This is a genomic window from Flavonifractor sp. An82, assembly GCF_002159265.1.
Classification (GTDB): Bacteria; Bacillota; Clostridia; order Oscillospirales; family Oscillospiraceae; genus Flavonifractor.
Genome location: NZ_NFHG01000001.1, coordinates 601,237 through 626,224, shown reverse-complemented (window position 1 = coordinate 626,224; position 24,988 = coordinate 601,237). Strand labels below are relative to the sequence as shown.

Annotated in this window: 26 protein-coding genes; all 26 read left to right on the top strand. The window is 63.5% G+C overall.

Annotated elements, in window-relative coordinates:
- The first annotated feature begins 11 nt into the window (after window positions 1-11).
- The 26 genes from tig to B5G34_RS03345 all read left to right on the top strand — a co-directional run bounded on the left by tig (window position 12) and on the right by B5G34_RS03345 (window position 24,949).
- Complete coding sequence (tig, locus tag B5G34_RS03470) at window positions 12-1,430, top strand: trigger factor (protein ID WP_087334251.1); 1,419 nt, start codon at window positions 12-14, stop codon at window positions 1,428-1,430.
- A gap of 122 nt (window positions 1,431-1,552) precedes the next feature.
- On the top strand, window positions 1,553-2,134 hold the full coding sequence (locus B5G34_RS03465) for an ATP-dependent Clp protease proteolytic subunit (protein ID WP_087334249.1): 582 nt from the start codon (window positions 1,553-1,555) through the stop codon (window positions 2,132-2,134).
- 73 nt (window positions 2,135-2,207) lie between these two features.
- On the top strand, window positions 2,208-3,521 hold the full coding sequence (clpX, locus tag B5G34_RS03460) for an ATP-dependent Clp protease ATP-binding subunit ClpX (protein ID WP_087334247.1): 1,314 nt from the start codon (window positions 2,208-2,210) through the stop codon (window positions 3,519-3,521).
- A gap of 105 nt (window positions 3,522-3,626) precedes the next feature.
- The gene (gene lon / locus B5G34_RS03455; protein WP_087334245.1) at window positions 3,627-6,029 is read left to right on the top strand and encodes an endopeptidase La; all 2,403 of its coding nucleotides are present in this window, start codon (window positions 3,627-3,629) and stop codon (window positions 6,027-6,029) included.
- Window positions 6,030-6,282: 253 nt separating this feature from the next.
- Entirely contained in the window at window positions 6,283-6,882 is a 600-nt protein-coding gene (yihA, locus tag B5G34_RS03450) for a ribosome biogenesis GTP-binding protein YihA/YsxC (RefSeq protein ID WP_087334244.1), read from the top strand.
- Window positions 6,879-7,631 (top strand): fumarylacetoacetate hydrolase family protein, encoded by a 753-nt coding sequence (locus B5G34_RS03445; RefSeq protein WP_087334242.1) that lies wholly within the window; start codon window positions 6,879-6,881, stop codon window positions 7,629-7,631. Before yihA ends, B5G34_RS03445 begins: the two co-directional genes overlap by 4 nt.
- Window positions 7,632-7,734: 103 nt before the next feature.
- Entirely contained in the window at window positions 7,735-8,430 is a 696-nt protein-coding gene (locus B5G34_RS03440) for a tyrosine-protein phosphatase (protein WP_162609411.1), read from the top strand.
- A gap of 3 nt (window positions 8,431-8,433) precedes the next feature.
- Complete coding sequence (locus tag B5G34_RS03435; protein WP_087334239.1) at window positions 8,434-9,144, top strand: site-2 protease family protein; 711 nt, start codon at window positions 8,434-8,436, stop codon at window positions 9,142-9,144.
- A 1-nt stretch (window position 9,145) separates the two neighbouring features.
- Window positions 9,146-9,967, top strand: coding sequence for a segregation/condensation protein A (locus B5G34_RS03430; protein ID WP_343286548.1), 822 nt, complete (start codon window positions 9,146-9,148; stop codon window positions 9,965-9,967).
- Window positions 9,968-9,971: 4 nt separating this feature from the next.
- Entirely contained in the window at window positions 9,972-10,637 is a 666-nt protein-coding gene (scpB, locus tag B5G34_RS03425; RefSeq protein WP_087334237.1) for an SMC-Scp complex subunit ScpB, read from the top strand.
- Window positions 10,634-11,257 carry a DUF2953 domain-containing protein gene (locus B5G34_RS03420; protein ID WP_087334235.1) on the top strand — a complete coding sequence of 208 codons (624 nt, stop codon included), beginning with the start codon at window positions 10,634-10,636 and terminating at the stop codon, window positions 11,255-11,257. Before scpB ends, B5G34_RS03420 begins: the two co-directional genes overlap by 4 nt.
- Window positions 11,258-11,260: 3 nt before the next feature.
- On the top strand, window positions 11,261-11,710 hold the full coding sequence (locus B5G34_RS03415; RefSeq protein WP_087334232.1) for a spore germination protein GerW family protein: 450 nt from the start codon (window positions 11,261-11,263) through the stop codon (window positions 11,708-11,710).
- 26 nt (window positions 11,711-11,736) lie between these two features.
- Entirely contained in the window at window positions 11,737-12,813 is a 1,077-nt protein-coding gene (locus B5G34_RS03410) for a D-alanyl-D-alanine carboxypeptidase family protein (protein ID WP_087334230.1), read from the top strand.
- A 56-nt stretch (window positions 12,814-12,869) separates the two neighbouring features.
- Window positions 12,870-13,577, top strand: coding sequence for a pseudouridine synthase (locus B5G34_RS03405; RefSeq protein WP_087334228.1), 708 nt, complete (start codon window positions 12,870-12,872; stop codon window positions 13,575-13,577).
- A gap of 227 nt (window positions 13,578-13,804) precedes the next feature.
- Complete coding sequence (locus B5G34_RS03400) at window positions 13,805-14,674, top strand: MurR/RpiR family transcriptional regulator (RefSeq protein ID WP_087334226.1); 870 nt, start codon at window positions 13,805-13,807, stop codon at window positions 14,672-14,674.
- Window positions 14,671-15,924 (top strand): NAD(P)/FAD-dependent oxidoreductase, encoded by a 1,254-nt coding sequence (locus B5G34_RS03395; RefSeq protein ID WP_087334224.1) that lies wholly within the window; start codon window positions 14,671-14,673, stop codon window positions 15,922-15,924. Before B5G34_RS03400 ends, B5G34_RS03395 begins: the two co-directional genes overlap by 4 nt.
- Window position 15,925: 1 nt before the next feature.
- Window positions 15,926-16,606, top strand: a complete 681-nt coding sequence (cmk, locus tag B5G34_RS03390) for a (d)CMP kinase (RefSeq protein WP_087334222.1) — start codon at window positions 15,926-15,928, stop codon at window positions 16,604-16,606.
- Entirely contained in the window at window positions 16,603-17,199 is a 597-nt protein-coding gene (locus tag B5G34_RS03385; protein ID WP_087334221.1) for a lysophospholipid acyltransferase family protein, read from the top strand. The genes cmk and B5G34_RS03385 overlap by 4 nt, the downstream gene beginning before the upstream one ends.
- Window positions 17,196-19,139: a bifunctional 4-hydroxy-3-methylbut-2-enyl diphosphate reductase/30S ribosomal protein S1 gene (locus B5G34_RS03380; protein ID WP_087334219.1), complete on the top strand. Its 1,944-nt coding sequence runs from the start codon at window positions 17,196-17,198 to the stop codon at window positions 19,137-19,139. Before B5G34_RS03385 ends, B5G34_RS03380 begins: the two co-directional genes overlap by 4 nt.
- A 185-nt stretch (window positions 19,140-19,324) precedes the next feature.
- Entirely contained in the window at window positions 19,325-19,801 is a 477-nt protein-coding gene (locus B5G34_RS03375; protein WP_087334217.1) for a CarD family transcriptional regulator, read from the top strand.
- 175 nt (window positions 19,802-19,976) lie between these two features.
- A complete protein-coding gene (gene ispD / locus B5G34_RS03370; protein WP_087334215.1) occupies window positions 19,977-20,708 on the top strand; it encodes a 2-C-methyl-D-erythritol 4-phosphate cytidylyltransferase in 732 nt (243 codons plus the stop codon).
- The gene (gene ispF, locus B5G34_RS03365; protein ID WP_087334214.1) at window positions 20,705-21,178 is read left to right on the top strand and encodes a 2-C-methyl-D-erythritol 2,4-cyclodiphosphate synthase; all 474 of its coding nucleotides are present in this window, start codon (window positions 20,705-20,707) and stop codon (window positions 21,176-21,178) included. Before ispD ends, ispF begins: the two co-directional genes overlap by 4 nt.
- A 60-nt stretch (window positions 21,179-21,238) precedes the next feature.
- The gene (locus tag B5G34_RS03360; RefSeq protein ID WP_087334212.1) at window positions 21,239-21,493 is read left to right on the top strand and encodes a DUF3343 domain-containing protein; all 255 of its coding nucleotides are present in this window, start codon (window positions 21,239-21,241) and stop codon (window positions 21,491-21,493) included.
- Complete coding sequence (locus B5G34_RS03355; protein ID WP_087334210.1) at window positions 21,490-22,620, top strand: aminotransferase class V-fold PLP-dependent enzyme; 1,131 nt, start codon at window positions 21,490-21,492, stop codon at window positions 22,618-22,620. Before B5G34_RS03360 ends, B5G34_RS03355 begins: the two co-directional genes overlap by 4 nt.
- 219 nt (window positions 22,621-22,839) lie before the next feature.
- On the top strand, window positions 22,840-23,724 hold the full coding sequence (cdaA, locus tag B5G34_RS03350; protein WP_087334208.1) for a diadenylate cyclase CdaA: 885 nt from the start codon (window positions 22,840-22,842) through the stop codon (window positions 23,722-23,724).
- A complete protein-coding gene (locus B5G34_RS03345) occupies window positions 23,705-24,949 on the top strand; it encodes a CdaR family protein (RefSeq protein ID WP_087334206.1) in 1,245 nt (414 codons plus the stop codon). The genes cdaA and B5G34_RS03345 overlap by 20 nt, the downstream gene beginning before the upstream one ends.
- Window positions 24,950-24,988 lie beyond the last annotated feature (39 nt).

Genomic DNA, 24,988 nt, shown 5'->3' with positions numbered 1-24,988 from the left:
AAGTTAACAAGATGAATGTCAAAAGCGTCGAGAAGCAGGAAAAGAGCGCCGTACAGCTGGTCATCGAGATCGGCGGCGAGGAGTTTGAGGCCGCGGTCCAGAAGGCTTATCTGAAGCAGCGCAGCAAGATCAACGTGCCCGGCTTCCGGAAGGGCAAGGCCCCCCGGAAGATCATCGAGGGTATGTTCGGCTCCGGCGTGTTCTATGAAGATGCCATCAACGAGCTCTACCCCAAGGCTTACGCCGAGGCCGTGGAGCAGGAGAAGCTGGACGTGGTGTCCTGGCCCAACGTGGAGGTCGTGGAGGCCGGCAAGGACGGCCTGACCTTCAAGGCCACCGTCACCGTCCGTCCCGAGGTGAAGCTGGGCGAGTACAAGGGCCTCACTGCCGAGAAGGAAGAGGTCAAGATCACCGACGAGGATATCGACAACGAGCTCAAGCCCTACATCAACCGTGCCACCCGCATGGTGACCGTGGAGCGTGAGGCTCAGAACGGCGATACCGTGGTCATCGACTTCGAGGGCTTCCTGGACGGCAAGCCCTTCGACGGCGGCAAGGCCGAGGGTCACAGCCTGGAGCTGGGCTCCGGTTCCTTCGTCCCCGGCTTCGAGGAGCAGCTGGTGGGCACCAAGGCCGGCGACGAGAAGGACCTGGACATCACCTTCCCCGAGGAGTATCATGAGGGCCTGGCCGGCAAGGCTGTGGTCTTCAAGGTGAAGGTCCACGAGGTCAAGGAGAAGCAGCTGCCCACCGTGGACGACGAGTTCGCCAAGGACGTGTCCGAGTTTGACACCCTGGAGGCCTTCAAGAAGGACCTGGCCGACAAGCTGACCCAGCGCCGCGAGGCCCAGGCCAAGCGCGCCTTCGAGGCCGCTGTCATGGAGCAGGTCATGGACAACATGGAGGTGGAGATCCCCGACGCCATGGTGGCCTATGAGACCGACCAGATGGTGGAGGACATGGCCCGCCGCGTGCAGGCTCAGGGCATCCCCTTCGACCAGTATCTGGCCATGACCGGCATGACCATGGACATCGTCCGTACCCAGGCTGCCGCTGCCGCCATGGAGCGGGTGCGCCGTGATCTGGCTCTGGGTGCCGTTGTGGCTGCCGAGAACATCGAGATCTCTGACGAGGATCTGGAGGCCGAGTACAAGCGCCTGGCCGACGAGTACCACATGGAGCTGGATCAGGTCAAGGCCGCCGCTCCCGCTGAGGACGTGAAGAAGGGCCTGGCCATCCAGAAGGCCGAGCAGGTCATCTATGACAGCGCCAAGGTGGGCAAGGCTCCCGCCAAGAAGAAGACCACCAAGAAGAAGGCCGAGGAGGCCGAGGGTGAGGCCGCCGAGGGCGAGGAGAAGCCCAAGAAGCGCCGTACCACCAAGAAGAAGACCGAGGAGGCCGCCGCTGAGGAGGCCAAGACCGAGGAATAAGACGCCGCAGGGCGGGCATACTTTGAGGTAGGCCTGCCCAAGGGCGGGGATGGTCTTGAGTGCCGGACCCCTGAGAGGGGAGGCCCGGCACTCTGACATCACAATAAAGGAGTTTCGCAATCATGAGCTTAGTACCCTATGTAGTGGAGCAAACCAATCGGGGCGAGCGGTCCTACGACATTTTCTCCCGTCTGCTTAACGACCGCATCATCTTCCTGGGCGAGGAGGTCAACGCTACCACCGCCAGTCTGGTGGTGGCCCAGCTGCTCTATCTGGAGGCCCAGGACCCGGATAAGGACATTCAGTTCTATATCAACAGCCCCGGCGGCTCTGTCACCGATGGTATGGCCATCTACGATACCATGCAGTACATCAAGTGTGATGTATCCACCATCTGCATTGGTATGGCGGCCAGCATGGGGGCCTTCCTGCTCTCCTCCGGCGCCAAGGGGAAGCGTCTGGCGCTGCCCAACGCGGAGATCATGATCCATCAGCCCTCCGCCGGCACCCAGGGCCAGATCACCGATATGGCCATCCACCTGAAGCGTTTGGAGATCATCAAGAAGCGCATGAACCAGATCCTGGCCGACAACACCGGCCGGAACGTGGAGGAGGTCACCGCCGCCTGTGAGCGGGACAACTTCATGTCCGCCGAGGAAGCCAAGAACTTCGGCCTGATCGACAAGGTTATCTATTCCCGGTAATCTGCGGGGGAGCGGGGAGGAAACGCCCCGCTCCCTTTCCGGCTTTTAATCCAGAATACTACGAGGTAACGATATGCCAAAAAATGACGAGCGCAAAAGCGTACGCTGTTCCTTTTGCGGCAAGCACCAGGACCAGGTGGCCCGTATCATTGCCGGTCCCGGCGCCTATATCTGCAACGAGTGCGTCCACCTGTGCATGAGCATTCTGGACGACAACTACGACCCGGAGGAGGCCCTGTCTCCCGACATCCCCGATGTGATCCCCACCCCCCGTGAGATCCGGGACGTGCTGGACCAGTATATCATCGGCCAGGAGGACGCCAAGGTGGCCCTGTCCGTGGCGGTGTACAACCACTATAAGCGCATCTACTTCGGCGGCGGGGATGACGTGGAGCTCCAGAAGAGCAACATCCTGCTCATGGGCCCCACCGGCTGCGGCAAGACCCTTTTTGCCCAGACCCTGGCCCGCATCCTGAAGGTGCCCTTCGCCATTGCCGACGCCACCACCCTCACCGAGGCGGGCTACGTAGGCGACGACGTGGAGAACATCCTGCTGCGTCTGGTTCAGGCCGCCGATTACGACATTGAGCTGGCTGAGCGGGGCATTATCTACGTGGACGAGATCGACAAGATCGCCCGCAAGAGCGAGAACACCTCCATCACCCGGGATGTGTCCGGCGAGGGCGTGCAGCAGGCTCTGCTGAAGATCCTGGAGGGTACCGTGGCCAATGTGCCCCCCCAGGGCGGCCGCAAGCATCCCCATCAGGAGTTCATCCAGATCAATACCAAGAACATCCTGTTCATCTGCGGCGGCGCCTTTGACGGCATGGAGAAGATCATCGAGCAGCGCCTGGACAAGAAGACCATCGGCTTCGGTGCCGAGATCCAGAGCAAGAAGGAGAAGGACACCGCCATCTTCAAGGAGGTCCAGCCCCACGACCTGCTGAAGTTCGGCATCATCCCCGAGCTGGTGGGCCGTCTGCCGGTGATCACCACCCTCAACGCCCTGGACAAGGACCAGCTGGTGCGTATCCTCACCGAGCCCAAGAACGCCCTGGTGAAGCAGTACCAGAAGCTGCTGGAGTACGATATGGTGGATCTCACCTTTGATACCGCCGCCCTGGAGGCAGCCGCCGATAAGGCCATTGAGCGGGGCATCGGCGCCCGCGGCCTGCGGGCGGTGCTGGAGGAGGTCATGACCCAGATCATGTACGATGTGCCCTCCGATCCCACCATCACCAAGGTGACTATCACCGCCGAGAGCGTCAGAGACCATGCCCATCCCGCCGTGGAGCACGACCCGGAGCGTACCAACCGGCCCCGGCTGGGCGGCGCCTCCCTTCATGCCGAGCACGGCGGAAAGGCGCCCAAGGGCAACGTGTCCTGACCCACAGCATAAGAGCATCACAGGAGACAGGAACCGGGAGACTGGGCAGGACCGGCCGCCCGCGGTCCTGTCTCCTCTTTCATATCCCGGAAAGGAGGGAATCCCATGCAACAAACCAATCTGCCCGCCGTCATGCCCGCCCTGGCGCTGCGGGGGCTGACCATTTTTCCCAATATGCTGCTCCACTTCGATGTGGCCCGGGAGGCCTCCATCAAGGCCCTGGATGAGTCCATGACCTCCGGCCAGCCCATTTTCCTGGTGGCCCAGCGTGACATGGCGGTGGAGGACCCCAAGGAGGAGGACCTCTACCGTGTGGGCACTGTCAGCACTGTGCGCCAGATCCTCCGCCTGCCCGGCGGCAACGTGCGGGTCATGGTGGAGGGCGTGTCCCGTGGACGGCTCCAGTGCCTGACCCAGACCGCCCCCTACTTTATCGCCCAGGTGGAGGAGATCCCCGAGGAGAAGCAGGTGCGCCGCTCCGCCCGCACCGAGGCGCTGATGCGCCAGACCTACGAGCTGTTTGAAAACTACATCGACCTGGCCCCCAAGATGACCCCCGACATCCTGTTGTCGGTGCTCTCCAGCGAGGAGCCGGGCTATATCGCCGACTACATTGCACAGAACCTGCCCATGCGCACCGGTGACAAGCAGGTCATCCTGGAGGAGCTGCGTCCCGTCCGCCGTCTGGAGAAGCTGTGCCAGAATCTCCGCCGGGAGGTATCCATCCTGGAGCTGGAGCACGAGATGCAGGACAAGGTACGGGAACAGCTCACCCGCAGCCAGCGGGACTATGTGCTGCGGGAGCAGCTGAAGGTTTTGCAGCAGGAGCTGGGGGAGGACGGCCAGGGCGACAGCGAGCTTGCCGAGTACCGGCAGCGTATCGCTCAGGCCAAGCTGCCCCAGGAGGTGGCAGACAAGCTGAACAAGGAGCTGGGCCGGCTGGAGAAGCAGCCCTTCGGCTCCGCCGAGGCCACCGTGCTGCGCAACTACCTGGACACCGTGCTGGAGCTGCCCTGGGGCAAGCATACCAGGGAGCGGGTCAACGTGGAGGCCGCCCGCAAGGTGCTGGACGGCGACCACTACGGCCTGGAGAAGGTGAAGGAGCGTATCCTGGAGTTCCTGGCTGTCAAGCAGCTGGCACCCCAGCTGAAGGGGCAGATCCTCTGCCTGGTGGGCCCCCCCGGCGTGGGCAAGACCTCCATTGCCACCAGCGTGGCTAAGGCCATCCACCGGAACATGGCCCGCATCTCCCTGGGCGGCGTCCATGACGAGGCCGAGATCCGGGGCCACCGCAAGACCTATGTGGGGGCCATGCCCGGCCGTATCATCGCAGCCATCAAGCAGGCAGACAGCTGCAATCCGCTGCTGCTGCTGGACGAGATCGACAAGCTGGGCAACGACCAGCGGGGCGACCCCGCCTCCGCGCTGCTGGAGGTGCTGGACGCCGAGCAGAACGCCACCTTCCGGGACCACTTCCTGGAGGTGCCCTTCGATCTGTCCGACGTGCTCTTTATTACCACTGCCAATACTCTGGACACCATTCCCCGGCCTCTGCTGGACCGGATGGAGGTCATCGAGCTGACCAGCTACACCGACGAGGAAAAGGTGGAGATCGCCAAGCGCCACCTGATCCCCAAGCAGCTCAAGCGCCACGGACTGACCCGCGCCAAGTTCAAGCTGTCCGACGACGGCCTCCGGGCCCTCATCCGGGGCTACACCCGGGAGTCCGGCGTGCGTATCCTGGAGCGGCAGATCGGCGCCCTGTGCCGGAAGGCGGCTATGCGTCTGGTGTCAGGAACTGTAAAGTCTGTCAGCATTACAGAAAAGAACCTGGAAGAGTTGCTGGGCATTCCCCGGTATCACCCCGATCGCATCCCCCAGACCGAGCAGGTGGGCGTGGTCAACGGCCTGGCCTGGACCAGCGTGGGAGGCGAGATCCTGGAGGTGGAGGTGGCCGTGGTGCCGGGCAGCGGCAAGATCGAGCTCACCGGCAATCTGGGTGACGTGATGAAGGAGTCCGCCCATGCGGCCCTGACCTATATCCGCAGCCGGGCCGCCCAGCTGGGCATCGAGGCCGACTTCCACAAGACGAAGGACATCCACATTCACTTCCCGGAGGGGGCGGTGCCCAAGGACGGCCCCTCCGCCGGTATCGCCATCACCACCGCCATGGTGTCCGCCCTCACCGGCATGCCGGTGCGCCGGGAGCTGGCGATGACAGGTGAAGTTACTTTACGGGGTAGAGTGCTCCCCATCGGCGGCCTGAAGGAGAAGACCATGGCCGCCTACCGCAACGGCATCCGCACTGTCATCGTGCCGGCCGACAACGTGAAGGACCTGGAGGAGATCGATCCCACCGTCAAGGAGGGGCTGCGGTTTGTCAGCGTGGAGCAGGTGGACCAGGTGCTGGCCGAGGCCCTGGACCTGAAGGTGTGCGACCCTGCGGACCAGATGGCCCAGCCCCATGCTCCGGCCCAGTCCGCCGACCGGCCCAACCTGCGCCAGTAAATTCTCACTATCATTTTGAGCCCAGAAGGAGCAAGGATTCTTCCGGCGCTGGAAAGCCTCGCAGAGTTCGCGTCCGCAGACGCGAAAAAGTGGGATCTGTTTTCAGCCGCGACATGTGCGTGGCTGAAAACACTTCTCAGGCTGCAAGTGTGGGTTTTGTCCGCTTTCAGCGGACAAAACCTGCATGCAGCAGACTGCAACCTACTCGAAAAAGTGCCTCCGGCCACTTTTTCGAATTTTTCGGGAGGTAATTATGCCCATCAATCTGCAAAAAGCGGAATTTGTCCGCTCCGCCGCCAAGGCGTCCGACTTTCCCCGGGACCGGCTGGCCCAGGTGGCCTTTGCCGGCCGCTCCAACGTGGGCAAATCGTCGGTGATCAACCGGCTCCTGAACCGGAAGAACTTTGCCCGGGTGGGCGCCGCCCCCGGCAAGACCACCCACATCAACTACTTCCTCATCGACTCCGCCTTCTATCTGGTGGACCTGCCGGGCTACGGCTACGCCAAGGTATCCATGGCGGAGAAGCAGCGGTGGGGGAGACTGATGGAGGAGTGGTTTGCCGACCCCTCTCTTATGACCCTGGGGCTGATGATCGTGGACTCCCGCCACAAGCCCACCGCCGACGACTGCACCATGGCCCAGTGGTTCAAAAACAGCGGCAGGCCCTTTGCCGTGGTGGCCAACAAGCTGGACAAGCTGCGCAAGAGTGATATCGAGCCCAACCTGGCCCGCATCCGGGAGACCCTGGAGTTGGACGAAAGTGTAAAGGTGATTCCCTTTTCAGCTGAGAAGGGGGATGGCAAGCAGGAACTGCTCAACCTGATCCTGGACCACGCGGAGGGACTGGCATGAAATATGTGAAGCTGCTGCGGGACGGCAAAGGTGTATGGGGTGTGCTCCAGGGGGACCTGGTGCGCACCCTGACCAAGCCTCCCTTTGAAGAGCTGTGCTACGACGGGGAGACCCTGCCCCTGGAGGCCTGCCGTCTGGTGGCTCCCTGTGAGGCCACCAAGATCGTGTGCGTGGGCAAGAACTACTACGACCACGCCGTGGAGATGGGGGAGGGGGTGCCCGAGCAGCCCATCCTCTTCCTGAAGGCTCCCAACACCCTCAACCACCCGGAGGGGACCGTCCACGCCCCCGCCTTTGTGGGACGGCTGGACTATGAGGGGGAGCTGGCCTTCGTCATCCGCCGCCGGGCAAAGGATGTAAAGGCAGAGAGCTTTGCAGACTATATCCTGGGCTACACCTGCCTTAACGACGTCACCGCCCGTGACGTGCAGAAGGGGGACGGTCAGTGGACCCGGGGCAAGAGTATGGACGGCTTTGCCCCTTTGGGCCCTGTGGTCACCGACGAGGTGGACCCCTCCGATCTGGCCATCGAGACCCGGCTCAACGGGGCGGTGGTACAGCAGGGGAACACCAGCCAGTTCATGACGGCGGTACCCCAGCTGCTGGAGTTTATCACCGCCTCCATGACCCTGGAGCCCGGCGACGTGGTGACCACCGGCACCCCGGCGGGCATCGGCCCCATGGCGCCCGGGGACATTGTGGAGGTCACCGTCCAGGGCATCGGCACCCTGCGGAACCATATTGTTTGAGCCCATACCGGACCGGCGGCCAGACCCGCCGGTCCGGCTTGTGTTTTTCGGGGAAATTTGATATAATCGGAATCAAATTATGGAAGAAAGGGAGGGAACCGGGATGGAGCGGCGGATCGTGCTGGGGAAGATGCTCAACCTGCGGGATCTGGGCGGCTATCCCACGGCGGAGGGAAGGACCACCCGGTGGGGCGTTCTGCTGCGGGGGGACAACCCCATGGGGCTGTCCGACGGCGACGCCGCCTGGCTGCTGGGGCACGGCTTCACCACCATTATCGACCTGCGCAGCCCGGCGGAGCAGGAATTTCTGCCGGATGAGCTGGCAAACCGGCCCGGTTTCTCCTACCATTTCATCCCCATGTCCGGCGGTGAGAAGCTGCCCAACGAGGAGAAGCTTATCGGCCTGGGCTATTTCCGCACTCTGGAGCGCAAGGAGATTGTGCGCGAGGTGCTGGAGACCATCGCTGCCGCCCCCGGGGGCGTGCTCTTCCACTGCATGGCGGGGAAGGACCGCACCGGCTGCATCGCCGCCCTGCTGCTCACCCTGGCGGGGGTGGACCGGCTGGATATTCTGGCCGACTATCAGGTGTCCGAGCTGTACATCCGCCCGGTGATCCGGTGGATGAGAGAGACCCGGGAAAACCTGCCCGCCTATGTGGGCTCCTCCAAGCCGGAATACCTGGAGGACTGCCTGGACCGGCTGGAGGCGGCCTACGGTTCCGTCACAGACTATCTGCGTGCCGTCGGACTCTCCGAGGACACGCTGAACAAGCTGAAAGACAAGCTGTTGGAGGAATAACCATTGGGTTCTTTGAGTGAATTTGCCCGGCATATGGACTGGTGGGGGCTGATCACCCTGCTCATCAGCGCCGTGGCCGCCCTGCTCTGCATCACGCTCCACGAGCTGTCCCACGGCCTGGTGGCCTACCGGCTGGGGGACCCCACCGCCAAAAACGCGGGGCGGCTCACCCTCAACCCCATCAAGCATCTGGACCTCATCGGTCTTTTGATGATGGTGGTGGCCAAGGTGGGCTGGGCCAAGCCGGTGCCCGTCAATATGCGCTACTTCAAGCACCCCAAGCAGGGGATGGCCCTCACCGCGCTGGCAGGTCCGGCGGCCAACTTCCTCACCGCTCTGGCGGCGGTGGGGCTGTCCTCGGTGATCTGGCACTTTGCCCCCCTGGGGGAAATGACTCTGCTCATCCTGTGCTTTCTGGCCAACATGGCTTTGCTGGGGGTGGGCATGGGCCTGTTCAACCTGATCCCCATTTCCCCCCTGGACGGGTCCAAGATCCTCTTCGCTCTGCTGCCCGACCGGGCCTACTATACCATCCTCAAGTACGAGCGGTATGTGATGGGCCTGCTCATCGTCCTGGTGCTGCTGGGGGCCTTTGACAAACCCCTGAGCTTTCTGATGATCCAGTGCCTGAGGGGGCTGTGCGCCCTCACCGGAATGCCCCTGGAATGGCTGCTCTACCTCCAGGACGTGTCCGCCATTCTGAACCTGTTTTGAGGTGAGTGCCATCGAAACGCCCATTTACCATCTGGAAAAAGTGGTTAAGAACCGGCAGGACATGGAGGACTTCAACGGCCCCCTGGACCTGATCCTCCATCTGCTGAGCAAGAACAAAATGGAGATCAAGGACATTCAGATCTCCCTGATTCTGGACCAATATCTCTCCTGGATGGACCAGCGGCGGCAGCTGGACCTGGAGGTGGCCAGCGAGTTCGTCACCATGGCGGCCCAGCTGGTCTACATCAAGACCCGCATGCTGCTGTCCATCCACGACGAGGAGGCTCTGTCCGAGCTGGAACAGCTGATGGCCTCTCTGGAGGAGCACCAGCGGCGGGAGGACTATGTCCGCATCAAGGCGGTAGTGCCCGCCCTGTCCGACCGGTACGCTGTGGGGCGGGACTACCTGACCAAGCCGCCGGAGGCTGTCCAGGCGGACAAGACCTATCGCTACGTCCATAAGCCGGAGGACCTGCTGAAGGCTATGAAGTCGGTGCTGGCCCGGACCGACAACCGGCTGCCGCCCCCTATGGCTGCCTTCGAGGGCATCGTGGGCCGGGAGCCCTACCCGGTGGCCGACAAGGCTGACGAGATCCTGGAACGGCTGGCCCGTTTCGGCGTCACCCGGTTTTCCGCCCTCTTCAAGGGCAACCGGAGCCGGTCGGAGATCGTGGCCACCTTTATCGCGGTGCTGGAGCTGTGCAAGGCCCGCCGGGTGCGTCTGGCGGGGACCGAGCAGGACTGCACCATCACCAGCACTGGGGAGGGCGGGGAGGAGCCGGTCTACTCCACCGATGTTTACCAGCCGGAGGAGGGGGAATAATCCAATGGAAGTGAAGGAAATCGAATCGGCCATCGAAGGCATCCTCTTTGCCGCAGGGGAACCGGTGGGGGTGGAGCGGCTGTGTCTGGCCCTGGATCTGGACCGGGGCACCGTGGACACGATGTGCAAGCGGATGGCCGACAACTACAGCTATGAGCGCCGGGGCATCCGGCTGGTGCGGCTGGAGAGCAGCTATCAGCTGTGCTCCGCCCCGGAATTTGCCCCCTATATCCGAAAGGCCTTTGAGACCCGCCGCCCCGCCCGGCTGAGCCAGCCGGCCCTGGAGGTGCTGGCCATCATCGCCTACCACCAGACCGCCACCCGGGCCTATGTGGACCAGGTGCGGGGGGTGGACAGCTCCTACACCATCGGTCTGCTGCTGGAGCGGGACCTGATCGAGGAGTGCGGCCGTCTGGCGGTGCCCGGCCGGCCCATTCAGTACCGCACCACCCAGACCTTCCTGCGTTCCTTCGGCCTGTCCAGCCTGGACGAGCTGCCCGAGCTGCCCAACATGCCGCCGGAGGACGGGCAGATCACCCTGGAGATGCAGGCGGCGGTGGAGCGGCTGAAGGCGGCGGAAGCGGGGGAGGACCTGGCGGAAGTCACCGAGGAAGAGATCGAAGCGGCGGCAAGAGAGCTGGCCAAGTCTGAGGAGGAGTCTGGGGCATGATCGTACTGCTGATCCTGGGGATCGTGGTGCTGGTACTGGCGCTGATCAGCCTGATCCGGGTTGGGGTGCGGGCGGAGTACGTCCAAAACCGCCTGTCCGTTCGGCTGCTGGCAGGGCCGGTGAAGATCACCCTCTATCCCAGGAAGGCCAAAAAGCCCCGGAAAGCCAAAGGGCACAAAGCACAGCCCGCCCCCAAGGAGGAGAAAAAGCTGCCCCCCCTGGAGGAGCTCATCCCCCTGGCCAAGCAGCTGCTGCCCATGGCGGCGGAGGCCGCCGGGCGGCTGAAGAATAAAATCCGTATCGATTTGTTTGATCTGGACATCACCGTGGCCTCCACCGATCCGGTGCGCACGGCGTTGAATTACGGCAAGCTCAACATGGCCATCGGTATGTTTTGGCCTTTGGTGGAGCAGAATTTTAAGGTGAAGGAGTGGCACATCCGCACGCGGATGGATTTCATCGCCCAGCATGCCACGGCGGAGCTCCACGCGGCGGCCACTTTGACCATCGGGCAGATCATCGTTCTGGGGGCCTGGGCGGCCGCCAGGGTGCTGCCCATCCTTTCCCAGCAGAAAAAGGGGAAGAAATCCCCCCAGGAAACACAGAAAGAGGCGGTTTAAGGTATGGAAAAGCAGCATCCCATTGGCGATCTGATGAGTGAAATCGTGGACAAGGTCCGGGAGATCGCGGATACCAATACCATTGTGGGCCAGGCCATTACGGCGGGTGGGGTGACCATCATCCCCATCTCCCGGCTCAGCGTGGGCGTGGGCTCCGGCGGCACCGAGTTCGGCAGCAAGCACAAGAAGCCGGAGGACAACAGCTGCTTCGGCGGCGGCGCCGGAGCCGGCGTCAACCTGATCCCGGTGGGCTTTCTGGTGGTCAAGGACGGCTCTGTGAAGCTGCTGCCCGTGGCGCCTCCCGCCGCCACCACCGTGGACCGGGTGGTGGAGATGGTGCCCGAGGCCATCGACAAGATCACCGACTTCATCGAGAAGCAGCAGGAGAAGAAGGCGGCGGAGAAGGCCGCCAAGCAGACCGAGGATAAACCGGGCTTCGGAGGCGTATACTAACGGCATCAACGTGAGGTGATGCTGTTTTGAAACGCTGGTGCGCTCTTTTGATCGTCCTGTCCCTGCTGGTCCTGCCCGTTTACGGGGCACAGCCCACCCTGTCCGCCTCCTGCGCCATTCTGATGGATCAAGAGAGCGGGCGGGTGCTCTATGAAAAGAACGCAAGGGAGCGGCGGAGCATTGCCAGCATCACCAAGCTCATGACCGCCCTGGTGGCGGTGGAGCTCCATCCGGACCTGTCCTCCACAGTGAGAGTGGAGAAGGAGTGGACGGGAGCGGAGGGCTCCTCCATGTACCTCAAGCCGGGGGAGGAGCTAAGTCTGGAGGCCCTGCTCTATGGGCTGCTGCTCTCTTCGGGCAACGACGCGGCCCTGGCCATCGCCGGGTATAGCGCCGGGGACGTGGATGCCTTCGTGGCGGAGATGAACAAAATGGCGGCCCAGCTGGGCATGAACGACACCCACTTCGCCAACCCCAACGGTCTGGACGATCCCCAGCACTACTCCACCGCCTATGACATGGCCCTTCTGGCCCGGGCGGTGCTGGAGCAGGAGGAGCTGCGGATCATCGCGTCCACCCGGTCTGTCTCTATCGCCGGGCGGAGCCTGACCAACCACAACAAGCTGCTGTGGCGGTATGAGGGGTGCACCGGCCTGAAGACGGGCTACACCGATGAGGCGGGGCGCACTCTGGTGTCCAGCGCCATGCGGGAGGGCCAGGAGCTCATTGCCGTCACCCTCAACGCCCCCAACGACTGGGCCGACCACGCCGCCCTCTTTGACTACGGCTTTGCCGCCTATCCCCGTACCCTGGTGGCTGCGGCGGGGGAGGGGACTCAGATCCCGGTGGCGGGCAGCCTGTGCCGGTTTGCACAGGTGAGCACCGTGTCCGACTTCTACTACCCGCTGGCGGCGGGAGAACAGATAACCCAAACGGTGGAGCTGCCCCAGCAGGTGAGCGCGCCGGTGCTGACCGGGTTCCCGGCGGGCCGGGTGACCTTTACGCTCAACGGAAACGAGATCGGCCAGCTGTCCCTGCTCTACGACACGGGAGTTGCCAACAACACGGCCCCCCTGCGGTGGTGGCAGCGGCTGTTTGGATGAATGCAAGAGGTCTGCCGCTCCGGCGGCAGACCTCAACTGCGGAAAGGAGACTGCCGGTGGAAGAACGGCTGCAAAAAATACTCTCCGCCCACGGCCTGTGCTCCCGCCGGACGGCGGAAACTTGGCTGGCGGCGGGCCGGGTAACGGTGAACGGCCGCCCCGCCGCGGTGGGGGACAAGGCCGACCCGGACAGGGACGACATCCGGGTGGACGGCAAGCCCATCAAGGGGCTCGACCGCCGTACTTATCTGCTGCTCAACAAGCCCCGGGGCTACGTCACCACCCTATCTGACGAGAAGGGCCGGAAAACGGTGGCCGACCTGGTGAAGGACTGCGGGGCCCGGGTGTGGCCGGTGGGCCGGCTGGACCTGGACTCGGAGGGCCTGCTCATCCTCACCGACGACGGGGAACTGACCCAGCGGCTTCTCCACCCCAGCCATGAGGTGGAGAAGGAGTACCTGGTGTGGGTGAAGGGGGACATCCCCACTGCCCTTCCGGTGCTGCGGGGTCCCATGGAGCTGGACGGCGTGCCCCTCAGCCCCGCCAGGGTGGAACGAGCGGGGGAGGGTATCCTGTCCGTCACCATCCACGAGGGGCGCAACCGGCAGGTGCGGCGCATGTGCGCCCAGGCCGGGCTGCAGGTCACCCGCCTGCGCCGGGTGCGGGAGGGAGCCCTCACCCTGGGAGAGCTGAAGCCGGGCCGCTGGCGGCGGCTGGGCCCCGAAGAGGTGGCCCTGCTGGAGCGGCTGCCCCGGGATCTGTAACGGAATTTTTGCAGGAGTTGATGGATTTCTTGCAAAAAAGGGATTGCTTTTCCCCCGGAAAACCGGTATGATATTGGTTACTGAATCTGCGGAGGCTCCGCGGCTGCGCGGAGCCCGCGTCCATCCGGTCTGTTCGCCGGGGCGCCGGCGGGCGGGCCGGGATTCTTTGCCAGTCAGGTTAACGGCGTTATGTCAACAAGAACCAAAGACGCCGGGAGGTACACATCATGCCGAAAGATATTCTCTCTACCATTCAGTCTGAAATGAATACCTTCTCCAAGGGGCAGAAGCTCATTGCCAACTTCATCCTGGAGTCCTACGACAAGGCCGCCTTCATGACGGCCAGCAAGCTGGGCAAGACGGTGAAGGTCAGCGAGTCCACGGTGGTGCGCTTTGCCGCCGAGCTGGGGTATGACGGCTATCCCGCCATGCAGAAGGCTTTGCAGGAGATGATCCGCAGCAAGCTCACCTCCATCCAGCGCATTGAGGTGACCAACGACCGCATCGGGGACCATGACATTCTGTCCATGGTGATGCAGTCCGACATTGAGAAGATCCGCCTTACCATGGAGGAGACCGACCAGGCTCAGTTCCAGCGGGCAGTGGACGCCATCGCGAAGGCCCGACACATCTATATTCTGGGCGTGCGCTCCGCTGCCGCCATTGCCAGCTTTATGGGGTTCTACTTCACCCTGATCTTCAACAATGTGACCATCATCCACACCACCTCGGCCAGTGAGGTCTTTGAGCAGCTGCTCCACGTGGGACCGGAGGATGTGGTTCTGGGCATCAGCTTCCCCCGGTATTCCCGCCGGACGGTGAAGGCCATGCAGTTTGCCCACGACCGGGGGGCGGAGGCCATCGCCATCACCGACTCGGCCACCTCGCCGCTGGCCCCGTACTCCACCATCACCCTGCTGGCCAAGAGCGACATGGCCTCCTTCGTGGACTCCCTGGTGGCCCCCCTCAGCCTGGTCAACGCCCTTATTGTGGCCATCGGCCGGAAGAAGAACGACGACCTCTCCCGCACCTTTGAGAGCCTGGAGCGGATCTGGGACGAGTATGAGGTCTATGAGAAGGTGGACGAAAACAGTTGAGTGAGATCATCGTCATCGGCGGCGGCGCTGCCGGCTGCATGGCGGCCCTGGCCGCCGCGGAGCAGGGGGCTTCTGTCACCCTGCTGGAGCGCAATCCCAAGCTGGGCCGCAAGCTGTACATCACCGGCAAGGGCCGGTGCAATGTGACCAACCACTGCGCGGTGCAGGAGCTGCTTCAGAATGTGCCCGGCAACAGCCGGTTCCTCACCAGCGCCGTGACCCGCTTTCCCACCGAGGAGACCGAGGCTTTCTTTGAAAAGCTGGGGGTCCCCCTGAAGGTGGAGCGGGGCAACCGGGTGTTTCCCCAGTCCGACAAGGCCGCCGACATCATCGACGCCCTGCTGCGCGCCCTCCGGAAGGCCAGGGTGGACATCGTTCAGGACCGGGCCATTGCCCTGGTTCTGGAGGAGGGGGTGCTCACCGGCGTGAAAGGGGAGAAGGGGACCTACCCCTGCAAGGCGGCGGTGGTGGCCACCGGCGGGGTGAGCTATCCTCTCACCGGGTCCACCGGCGACGGGTACCAGTTTGCCCGGGCCCTGGGCCACACCATCGTGGAGCCCCGTCCCTCCCTGGTGCCCCTGGAAGCGGAGGGGGACCTGTGCCAGCGGATGCAGGGGCTCAGCCTGCGCAATGTGGCCATCCAGGTGCGCAACAGCAAGAAGAAGACGGTGTACGCCGAGCAGGGGGAGATGCTCTTTACCCACTTCGGCCTCTCCGGGCCCCTCATCCTCTCGGCCTCCGCCCACATGCGGGACATGGGGAAGGAGCACTACTATATCCTGCTGGACCTGAAGCCCGCCCTGGATCAGGAGAAGCTGGACGCCCGGGTGCTGTGGGACCTGGGGGAGCAGCCCAACAAGGATTTCCGCCATGTGCTGGAGGGGCTGGTGCCCCGGCTCATGGTGCCGGTGGTGCTGGAGCTCACTGGTATTCCCGGCGAACTGAAGGCCAACTCGGTGACCAAGGGGCAGCGCCGCCGCCTGGTGGAGGTACTCAAGGGCATCCGCATCGATATTTCCGGGCCCCGGCCCATTGCCGAGGCCATCGTCACCGCCGGCGGCGTCAAGACCGGCGAGGTGGACCCCCATACCATGGCCTCCAAAAAGGCGCCGGGGGTCTTTTTTGCCGGTGAGGTCCTGGATGTGGACGCCTACACCGGCGGCTTTAATTTGCAGATCGCCTGGTCCACCGGCCGGGCGGCGGGACGGGGCGCGGCGGAATTCGTCCGTCCCTCCAAGGAGGCAGAGTGATATGACCAAGCACAGGAGCATTGCCATCGACGGCCCTTCCGGGGCGGGCAAATCCACCCTGGCCCGGGCCTTGGCAAAGGCGCTGGGCTATCTGTATGTGGACACCGGAGCCATCTACCGCACCGTGGGCCTGCAGGCCTGCCGCACCGGAGTGGACCCGGAGGACAGGGACGGGGTGATCGCCCTGCTGCCCAGCCTGGACATCAGCCTGGGCTACGGGGAGGATGGGGTGCAGCGGATGTTCCTCAATGGGGAGGACGTATCCCAGGCCATCCGTCAGCATGAGATCTCCCGCTACGCCTCCTGCGTGTCCGCCCTGCCTGAGGTGCGGGCCTTCCTGCTGGACCGTCAGCGGCAGCTGGCGGCGGAGCACGACGTGGTGATGGACGGCCGGGATATCGGCACCGTGGTGCTGCCCCAGGCTGACGTGAAGATCTTCCTCACCGCCGCCCCCGAGGCCCGGGCCCGCCGCCGCTGGCTGGAGCTGCAGCAGCGGGGGGAGGATACCGACTACGAAACCGTCCTGCGTGACGTGATCGACCGGGACGAGAAGGACACCAACCGGGCCACGGCCCCCCTGCGCCAGGCGGAGGACGCCGTGCTGGCCGACACCACCCAACTGGATCTGGAGCAAAGTCTGGACCTGCTGATTCACATCGCAAAGGAGCGACTGCAGGCATGAACATCATGTATATCCTGGCCTACATCTTTCTCTGGCCGGTCTTCCGTATTTTCAAACCCACCAAATGCATCCACAAGGAGCGCTTCCCGGAGGGAGGCGCTCTGCTGTGCGCCAACCACACCCGCATGAGCGACCCCCTCTTCGTGGCCTACGCCCTGGGTCTGAAGCATCAGATCCACGTCATGGCCAAGGAGGAGGTCATGCACTGGCCCATCATCGGCTGGATCCTGAAAAAGGGCGGCATTTTCGGCGTCAAGCGGGGCCAGGCTGACATCGGGGCCATCAAGACCGCCATGAAGTATCTGAAGGACGGGGAACTGCTGCTCATGTTCCCCGAGGGCACCCGCCATCAGGACGGCGACTTCGGCGACGCCAAGACCGGCGCCGCCATGCTGGCCACCCGCACCGGCGTGCCCATCGTGCCCATCTACATGCCGGCGGAGAAGCGCTGGTTCCGGTGGAACCAGGTGGTCATCGGGGAGCCCTACTACCCCAAGAGCGCCGCCAAGCGGGCCACCCCTGAGGAGTACAAGGCTATCGCCGAGGACCTGATGGAGCGCATCGAGGCTTTGAAGCCTCAGGCCGGCCGATGAGGGTGGAGCTTGCCAAATCCGCCGGATTCTGCTACGGCGTGCGCCGGGCGGTGGAGCTGGCGGAGCAGGCCGCCCAAAGCGGCAGGCCCTGCGCCATGCTGGGGCCCATCATCCACAACAGCAGTGTCATCGACTATCTGAAGGGGCTGGGCGTGGAGCTGATCCAGTCTCCCGACCAGGCCGGCGCCGGTACCGCCGTCATCATCCGCTCCCACGGGGAGGGACGGGCGGTCCATCAGGCGCTGGCGGAGCGGGGCTGCCCCGTCATTGACGCCACCTGCCCCAACGTCTCCCGCATCCACCGCATCGTGGAGCAGGCGGAGGGGGAGGGCAGGCAGGTGCTCATCATCGGCATGCCCGACCATCCGGAGGTGGCTGCCATCGCCGGCTGGTGCGCCCATCCCGTTGTGCTGGAAGGGGAAGAGGCCCTGGCGCGGTGGCTGGAGGAGGACCCCGGCCGGCGTGAGATCCCCATCACCATGGTGTCCCAAACCACCTCCACGCACTTCATCTGGACAAAGTGCGTAGAAAAAGCAAAAAAAGAGTGTACAAATTTAAAAATTTTTGATACAATATGTAATGCTACGTATAAACGGCAGTCTGAGGCTCAGGCGCTGGCCGCCAAAAGCGATGCTATGGTCGTCATCGGCGGGCGGGAAAGCTCCAACACCAGACGGCTGGCCGAGTTATGCAAGGCGCTCTGCCCCATGGTCGTTTGGATCGAACGGGCGGCAGAGTTGGAACCTTCCACCCTGTACCGGAAGGCTTCTATTGGAATCACTGCGGGCGCGTCCACGCCTGAGTGGATTATAAAGGAGGTCTATGACAAAATGAGCGACGAAAACATTGAGATCGAGGAATCCTTCGCTGAAATGCTGGAGAAATCGATCAAGACTTTAAATACAGGGGAGAAGGTCACGGGCGTTGTCACTGGCATTACGCCCACTGAGATCTATGTGGATCTTGGCACCAAGCACGCCGGTTACATACCGGTGTCCGAGCTGACCGATGACCCTACGGTCAAGGTCGAGGATCTGGTGAAAGTCGGCGATGAGATCGAAACCTACGTCATGCGCGTGAACGACCAGGAGGGTGTTGTGACCCTCTCCAAGAAGCGCCTTGACACCGTGAAGAGCTGGGAAGACGTGGAGCAGGCCAAGGAGGATCACACCACCGTCGAGGGCGTGGTCACCGAGGAGAACAAGGGCGGCGTCGTCGTGTCCATCAAGGGCGTGCGCGTCTTCGTGCCCGCCTCTCAGACCGGTCTGCCCCGTGAGACTCCCATGAGCCAGCTGGTCAAGCAGAAGGTGCGTCTGCGCATCACCGAGGTCAACCGCGCCCGCAAGCGCGTGGTGGGCTCCATCCGCGCCGTTGAGGCCGAGGAGCGCGCTGCCAAGGCCGCCGAGGTGTGGGCCAACATCGAGGAGGGCAAGCGCTACACCGGTACCGTGAAGAGCCTGACCTCTTACGGCGCCTTCGTGGACATCGGCGGCGTGGACGGCATGGTCCACATCTCCGAGCTGTCCTGGTCCCGCATCAAGCACCCCTCCGAGGTCGTCTCCGTGGGCGACACCGTTGAGGTGTATGTCATCTCCTTCGACCCCGAGAAGAAGAAGATCTCTCTGGGCATGAAGGACCGCTCCCAGAACCCCTGGGAGGTCTTCACCGGCAAGTATCAGGTGGGCGACGTGGCCAATGTCCGCGTGGTCAAGCTGATGACCTTCGGCGCCTTCGCCGAGATCGTGCCCGGTGTGGACGGTCTGATCCACATCTCCCAGATTGCCGATCACCGCATCGACAAGCCCGGCGACGTGCTGAGCGAGGGCCAGATGGTGGACGTGAAGATCATCGACATCGACTACGACCACAAGAAGGTCTCCCTGTCCATCCGCGCTCTGCTGGAGGGCGGCGACGAGGAGTCCGCTCCCGTGGAGGAGTAATTCCGAACCCAACCGGGGACGCTATCACTAGCGTCCCCGGTTTTTTGCTTATTTTGCCCGTTTTTTTACAGGAACGCAGGGGTTTTTACTTGCAAAGTACCACAATCAAGTCTATAATGAAATTGTATTAGATAAAACAGTGTAAGGAGTGTATAAGCCGGACAGATCTGCTTGGAGGTGGGATCGTGTTTCAGGTAGGGGACAAAATCGTTCACCCAATGCACGGTGCTGGTATCGTAGACAGCATTGTGCAGAAGAAAATCAACGGCGTCGTGCGGGAGTATTACATCCTCAAGCTGCCTGTGGGCGGCATGCTGGTCATGATCCCCACGGAAAACAGCGAGGAGATCGGTGTGCGCCCGGTGATCGACGGGGAGGAGGCGGACCGTGTCATTGCCGCCATACCCAGCATTGAGGTGGACATGACCCCCAACTGGAACCGCCGCTACCGGGAGAACATGCTGCGGCTGAAGAGCGGCGACCTGCTGGAGGTGGCCCGGGTGGTAAAGGGGCTGACCCTGCGGGACGAGGAGCGGGGCCTGTCCACCGGCGAGCGCAAGATGCTCCACTCCGCCAAACAGATCCTGATCTCGGAGATCGTACTCTCTCAAAACGCCAGCTATGAGGATGTGGAAGCGCGCATCAACACCGCCATGGCGTAATAGGAATACTACGGCGGGACCGTGCATGGTTGAGGTTTCGGAGGGAAAGATAGTGTGAAAGAAAACCGTCAGGGTTGTCTTTCGCGTTCAATCAAACAATTTTTGAAACCATTTAGGGTTTCAAAAATCTAAAAAGGGGCCGTCAGGCTCCTTTTTTGCAGAAGGAGGAAACCATATGGCAGGGCTCTTCTCCCGCCTTTTTCACCGGGGCCAGACCCCGTCCGTCCGCTGCGGCGCGGTGGTGCCGGCGGCGGGCAGCTCAACCCGCATGGGGCAGGACAAGGTGCTCCTCCCCCTGGACGGGGTACCGGTGATCCTGCGCACCCTCCAGGCTCTGGACGTCTGCCCCCTCATTGACGAGATCGTGGTGGTCACCCGGGAGGATTTGATCGTGCCCATCAGCGGGCTGTGCAAGGACGCCGCCCTGTCCAAGGTGCGCCGTGTGGTGCGTGGGGGCGACACCCGCACCCAGTCGGTGCTGGCGGGAGTGGAGGAGCTGAGCCGCTCCGTAGAGCTGGTGGCCATCCACGACGGCGCCCGGCCTCTGGTGACCCCTCAGGTGCTGGAGGAGGTCATCCGCCGGGCCGAGGGCTGCGGTGCCGCCGCCCCCGCCGTGCCCCTGAAGGATACAGTGAAGGTGGCCCATGACGGACTGGTGGAGTCCACCCCCGACCGGTCGGCCCTCTATGCCGTCCAGACCCCCCAGGTGTTCCAGCGGGACCTGATCGTGGCGGCATTGCGCAAGGCGCTGGAGGACGGAGCCCCCCTCACCGACGACTGCTCCGCCGTGGAGCGGCTGGGGGTGGCAGTGGCCCTGACGATGGGAGACTACTGTAATCTGAAGCTGACCACCCCCGAGGATGTGGCGGTGGCCGAGGCCCTGATGGCCTGGAGGAATGACACATGAGAATCGGACACGGATATGACGTACATAAGCTGACGGAGGGCCGGAAGCTGATCCTGGGCGGGGTGGACATTCCCTATGAGAAGGGACTGCTGGGCCACTCCGACGCCGACGTGCTCATCCACGCCATTATGGACGCCCTGCTGGGGGCGGCAGCTCTGGGGGACATCGGCAAGCTCTTTCCCGACAACGACCCCGCCTACGCCGGGGCGGACAGCCTGGTGCTGCTGGAGCGGGTGGGGGAGCGCATCGCCCGGGCCGGATACCGGGTGGGCAACATCGACGCCACCATTCTGGCCCAGCGGCCCAAGCTGGCCCCCCACATCCCCCAGATGCGGGCCAATCTGGCCCACCGGCTGGGGCTGGACGTGGATCAGGTCAGCGTGAAGGCCACCACCGAGGAGGGCCTGGGCTTTACCGGCGCCGGGGAGGGCATGGCCGCCCACGCGGTGTGCCTTCTGGAGTCCATTTAAACATATGGTTCACCCTTCGCTTCTCTCGCACATATGCTGGTGCGAGAGGAGCGTTTTTTTATGGTCTATTATCTCATCGTCTGCCGCTCCCTGACCTATGCCCAGCGGACGGCCGCCGCGCTGGAGCGGGCGGGGATCACGGCGCGGATCCTTCGATCCCCCAAACTCATCGACCGGGAGGGGTGCAGCCACTCCGTCAAGGTGGCCGAGCGCAATCTCACCGCCGCTCTGGTAGTACTCAACCGGGCGGGCCTCACACCCAAACGGATCTTCCTCCAGGCGGAGGACGGCGGCTACCGGGAGGTGGGGCTGTGATCTACCTGGACAGCGCCGCCACCACCCTGCAAAAGCCTCCCGCTGTGGCCCGGGCGGCGGCCTGGGCGGTGGGCCATCTGGCCAGCCCCGGCCGGGGGGGCCACATGCCCGCCCGGCGGGCGGCGGAGACCGCCTTTGCCTGCCGTCAGGCGGCGGCGGAGCTCTTCGGAGTGGAGAGCCCCGAGCAGGTGGTGTTCACCTCCAATGCCACCCACGGCCTGAACATTGCCATCCGCTCCCTGGTGAAGCCGGGGGAGAGGGTGCTCATCTCCCCCTGGGAGCACAACGCCGTCACCCGGCCCCTCCACGCCCTGGGGGCGGAGGTGCTGGTGGCCCGTTCGCCCCTGTTTGACCGCCAGGGACTGCTGGACGCCTTCGAGGCGGGGCTGGACGCCCGGCCGGCTGCGGTGGTGTGCACCCATGTCTCCAACGTGTTCGGCTTCGTGCTGCCCATGGAGGAGATCGCCGCCCTGTGCCGCCGCCGGGGGGTGCCCCTGATCGTGGACGCCTCCCAGTCCGCCGGCTGTCTGCCGGTGCGGCAGGATGTGCTGGGGGCGGCCTTTATCGCCATGCCCGGCCACAAGGGATTATACGGCCCTCAGGGCACCGGGCTGCTGCTGTGCGGCGGGAGAGAGGCCGTTCCGCTGCTCCAGGGAGGCACCGGCAGCGCCTCCGCCCTCCAGACCATGCCCGACTACCTGCCTGACCGGCTGGAGGCGGGCACCCACAACCTGCCCGGCATCGCCGGTCTGCTGGCAGGGCTGCGCTATGTGACTGGCCGCACGCCGGAGGCCATCGGCAAAAGGGAAGGGGCCCTCATCCGCCGGGCTGCCGGGGAGTTGGCCCGGCTGCCCCACGTCACGGTCTTTCGGGCCCGGGACCCGGCCTGCCAGAGCGGCGTGCTCTCCTTCCAGGTGGCGGGGATGGACTGCGAGGCAGTGGGGGAGGCCCTGAGCCGCCGGGGCATCGCCGTGCGGGCGGGGCTCCACTGTGCCCCTCTGGCCCATGAGAGCGCCGGAACCCTGGAGACAGGCACTGTCCGGGCCAGTGTATCCGATTTCAACACGCCCGCGGAGGTGGAGCGCTTTGTATGGGAAGTCTCCCGGCTGGCCCAATCGTCCCGTTAAGCGAAATGCCCTCCAGGGCCCTCGGCCCGGAGGGTTTTTTTCTGGTCAGGCTTCGTCGAATTCCGGGGGATCGGGAGTGGAATTCACAGAAAATTGATCTTGCTTGCCCTTGTCAATCGTAGGGGAATACAGTATAATAAATTGGTTAAAGTAGGTCGGACAACAAGATCCGGCCAGGTGGAATGACCGGCGCCGCCGGAGAGCGGGAGACGAGGGAGTATGGAAGGCATTTTATACCTTTTACAGCAGCTGAAAGCCATGGTGACCCCCATCGGGATCTCGGATATCATCGATATCCTGATCATGGCCTTTATCATTTACAAGCTCATCATGCTCATCCGCCGCACCAGCTCCGGGGCGGTGGCCAAGGGCGTACTGTTGTTTCTGGTGGCCCTGTGGATTTCCAGCTTTGGACTTAACACCGTTAATTTCCTGCTGGGCAAGCTGGTGGAATGGGGCGGCGTGGCCCTGGTGGTCATCTTCCAGCCGGAGATCCGCCGCTTCCTGGAGCAGATGGGCCGCACCAGCCTGGGGCAGGTGTTCACCCACGCCGAGGAGCGCAACGAGCTGGACAGCGCCATCACCCAGACCGTGGAGGCCTATACCGCTCTGTCCAAGTCCAAGACCGGCGCGCTGATGGTCTTTGAGCGGAAGAATATGCTGGAGGACGCCATCAAGACGGGCACCGCCCTGGACTGCTCGGTGAGTGCCGAGCTGCTGAAGAATATTTTCTGGAACAAGGCCCCTCTCCACGATGGCGCCGTCATCGTCCGGGGCGGGCGCATCGTGGGCGCAGGCTGCATGCTGCCCATGTCGGGCAACGTGAACCTGTCCCGGGAGCTGGGCATGCGCCACCGGGCGGGCATCGGCGCCAGCGAGCACACCGACGCGGTGGTTGCCATCGTCTCCGAGGAGACCGGCTCCATCTCGGTGGCGGTGGGCGGCACGCTCAAGCGGCACCTGGCCCCTGAGACCCTGGAGCGGCTGCTGCGCAACGAACTGCTGCCCGAGAAGGAACAGACCGAGACACCGGCCAGGTCCAAGCTGCTGAACCTGCTCCGGGGCGGAAAGGGGGAGAAGCAGAATGATGAAAAAACTCACTGACAGCCGGTGGTTTTATATTCTGGTCTCCATCCTGATGGCCTTTGTGCTGTGGGTGTATGTGGGCAAGGAGGCCAATCCTATCGCCACCGGTACCATCCGCAACGTGCAGGTGGTATTCAGCGGCCTGGACGTGCTGGAGGAACGGGGTCTGATGATCTCTGATGGAGCCAGCCAGACCGTCAGCCTCAACATCCAGGCCCGGCGGGAGGTGTTCAAGCGCCTGTCCCAGGGGGATGTGACCGTGACCGTCGACGTGTCCGGCATTACTGAGCCGGGGGAGCAGTCCATTCCCATCACCACCCGCATCATCAGCTATCCCCGGTCCATCACCTCCACCGACGCCATCGACCTGCGGTATACCAGTCCCGCCGCGGTGGACTTTACTGTCTCCCGCTGGGAGACCAAGGAGGTAGACGTGCTGGCCGTCTTTGAAGGCAGCGTGGCCGAGGGCTACCAGCGGGGCGAGATCACCGTCACGCCTCAGCGGATCAGCGTCAGCGGTCCCGAGGAGCTGGTGGAGCAGGTGGATCACGCCCAGGTCACCATTGCCCAGGAGGGCCTGACCGAGACCTACAGCGAGCAGTGCAGCTACAGCCTGGTGGATCTGGATGGCGGCGTGGTATCCAGCAGCAACCTGAAGACCGATCCGGAGAGCGTGCTGGTCACCCTGCCGGTGGAGGTGCTCAAGGAGGTGCCTCTCACCGTCAACCTCATCGACGGCGGCGGCGCCACGGCGGAGAACGCCAAGGTGACCATTGAGCCCGCCGACACCATTATGGTGTCGGGCAGCCAGTCCGATCTGGAGGGGCTGAAGGAGATCTCTCTGGGCGACATCGACCTGTCCGACGTCTACGGCACCAATACCTTCGTAAAGGAGATCGAACTCTCCCCCGAGCTGACCAACGTCAGCGGCATCACGGAGGTGACGGTGACCGTTACCATCCAGGGCCTTGCCACCCGTACCATGAAGGTAGACAACATCGAGATCATCAACACCCCGGGGGGCTATGAGGCGGAGGCCATCACCAAGTCGTGCAGCGTCCTTATCCGCGGCCCGGAGGAGGAGGTCAACAAGGTGACTGAGTCCCAGCTGCGCATCGTGGCCGACCTGTCCAACACCGACCCGTCCACCGGCAGCCGCACTGTCCCCGTCAAGGTCTATCTGGACGGCAGCAGCAAAGTGGGCGTGGTGGGAGACTACTCCATCTCGGTGTCCCTGTCCTAGGGAAACAATACCTGATCGATTCCAATACAAAGGTGATTC

Bases quoted from the DNA above. Each gene is read 5' to 3' on its own strand.
- tig (WP_087334251.1), top strand. From the start codon at position 12: ATGAATGTCAAAAGCGTCGAGAAGCAGGAAAAGAGCGCCGTACAGCTG.
- B5G34_RS03465 (WP_087334249.1), top strand. From the start codon at position 1,553: ATGAGCTTAGTACCCTATGTAGTGGAGCAAACCAATCGGGGCGAGCGG.
- clpX (WP_087334247.1), top strand. From the start codon at position 2,208: ATGCCAAAAAATGACGAGCGCAAAAGCGTACGCTGTTCCTTTTGCGGC.
- lon (WP_087334245.1), top strand. From the start codon at position 3,627: ATGCAACAAACCAATCTGCCCGCCGTCATGCCCGCCCTGGCGCTGCGG.
- yihA (WP_087334244.1), top strand. From the start codon at position 6,283: ATGCCCATCAATCTGCAAAAAGCGGAATTTGTCCGCTCCGCCGCCAAG.
- B5G34_RS03445 (WP_087334242.1), top strand. From the start codon at position 6,879: ATGAAATATGTGAAGCTGCTGCGGGACGGCAAAGGTGTATGGGGTGTG.
- B5G34_RS03440 (WP_162609411.1), top strand. From the start codon at position 7,735: ATGGAGCGGCGGATCGTGCTGGGGAAGATGCTCAACCTGCGGGATCTG.
- scpB (WP_087334237.1), top strand. From the start codon at position 9,972: ATGGAAGTGAAGGAAATCGAATCGGCCATCGAAGGCATCCTCTTTGCC.
- B5G34_RS03420 (WP_087334235.1), top strand. From the start codon at position 10,634: ATGATCGTACTGCTGATCCTGGGGATCGTGGTGCTGGTACTGGCGCTG.
- B5G34_RS03415 (WP_087334232.1), top strand. From the start codon at position 11,261: ATGGAAAAGCAGCATCCCATTGGCGATCTGATGAGTGAAATCGTGGAC.
- B5G34_RS03400 (WP_087334226.1), top strand. From the start codon at position 13,805: ATGCCGAAAGATATTCTCTCTACCATTCAGTCTGAAATGAATACCTTC.
- cmk (WP_087334222.1), top strand. From the start codon at position 15,926: ATGACCAAGCACAGGAGCATTGCCATCGACGGCCCTTCCGGGGCGGGC.
- B5G34_RS03385 (WP_087334221.1), top strand. From the start codon at position 16,603: ATGAACATCATGTATATCCTGGCCTACATCTTTCTCTGGCCGGTCTTC.
- B5G34_RS03380 (WP_087334219.1), top strand. From the start codon at position 17,196: ATGAGGGTGGAGCTTGCCAAATCCGCCGGATTCTGCTACGGCGTGCGC.
- ispD (WP_087334215.1), top strand. From the start codon at position 19,977: ATGGCAGGGCTCTTCTCCCGCCTTTTTCACCGGGGCCAGACCCCGTCC.
- ispF (WP_087334214.1), top strand. From the start codon at position 20,705: ATGAGAATCGGACACGGATATGACGTACATAAGCTGACGGAGGGCCGG.
- B5G34_RS03360 (WP_087334212.1), top strand. From the start codon at position 21,239: ATGGTCTATTATCTCATCGTCTGCCGCTCCCTGACCTATGCCCAGCGG.
- cdaA (WP_087334208.1), top strand. From the start codon at position 22,840: ATGGAAGGCATTTTATACCTTTTACAGCAGCTGAAAGCCATGGTGACC.
- B5G34_RS03345 (WP_087334206.1), top strand. From the start codon at position 23,705: ATGATGAAAAAACTCACTGACAGCCGGTGGTTTTATATTCTGGTCTCC.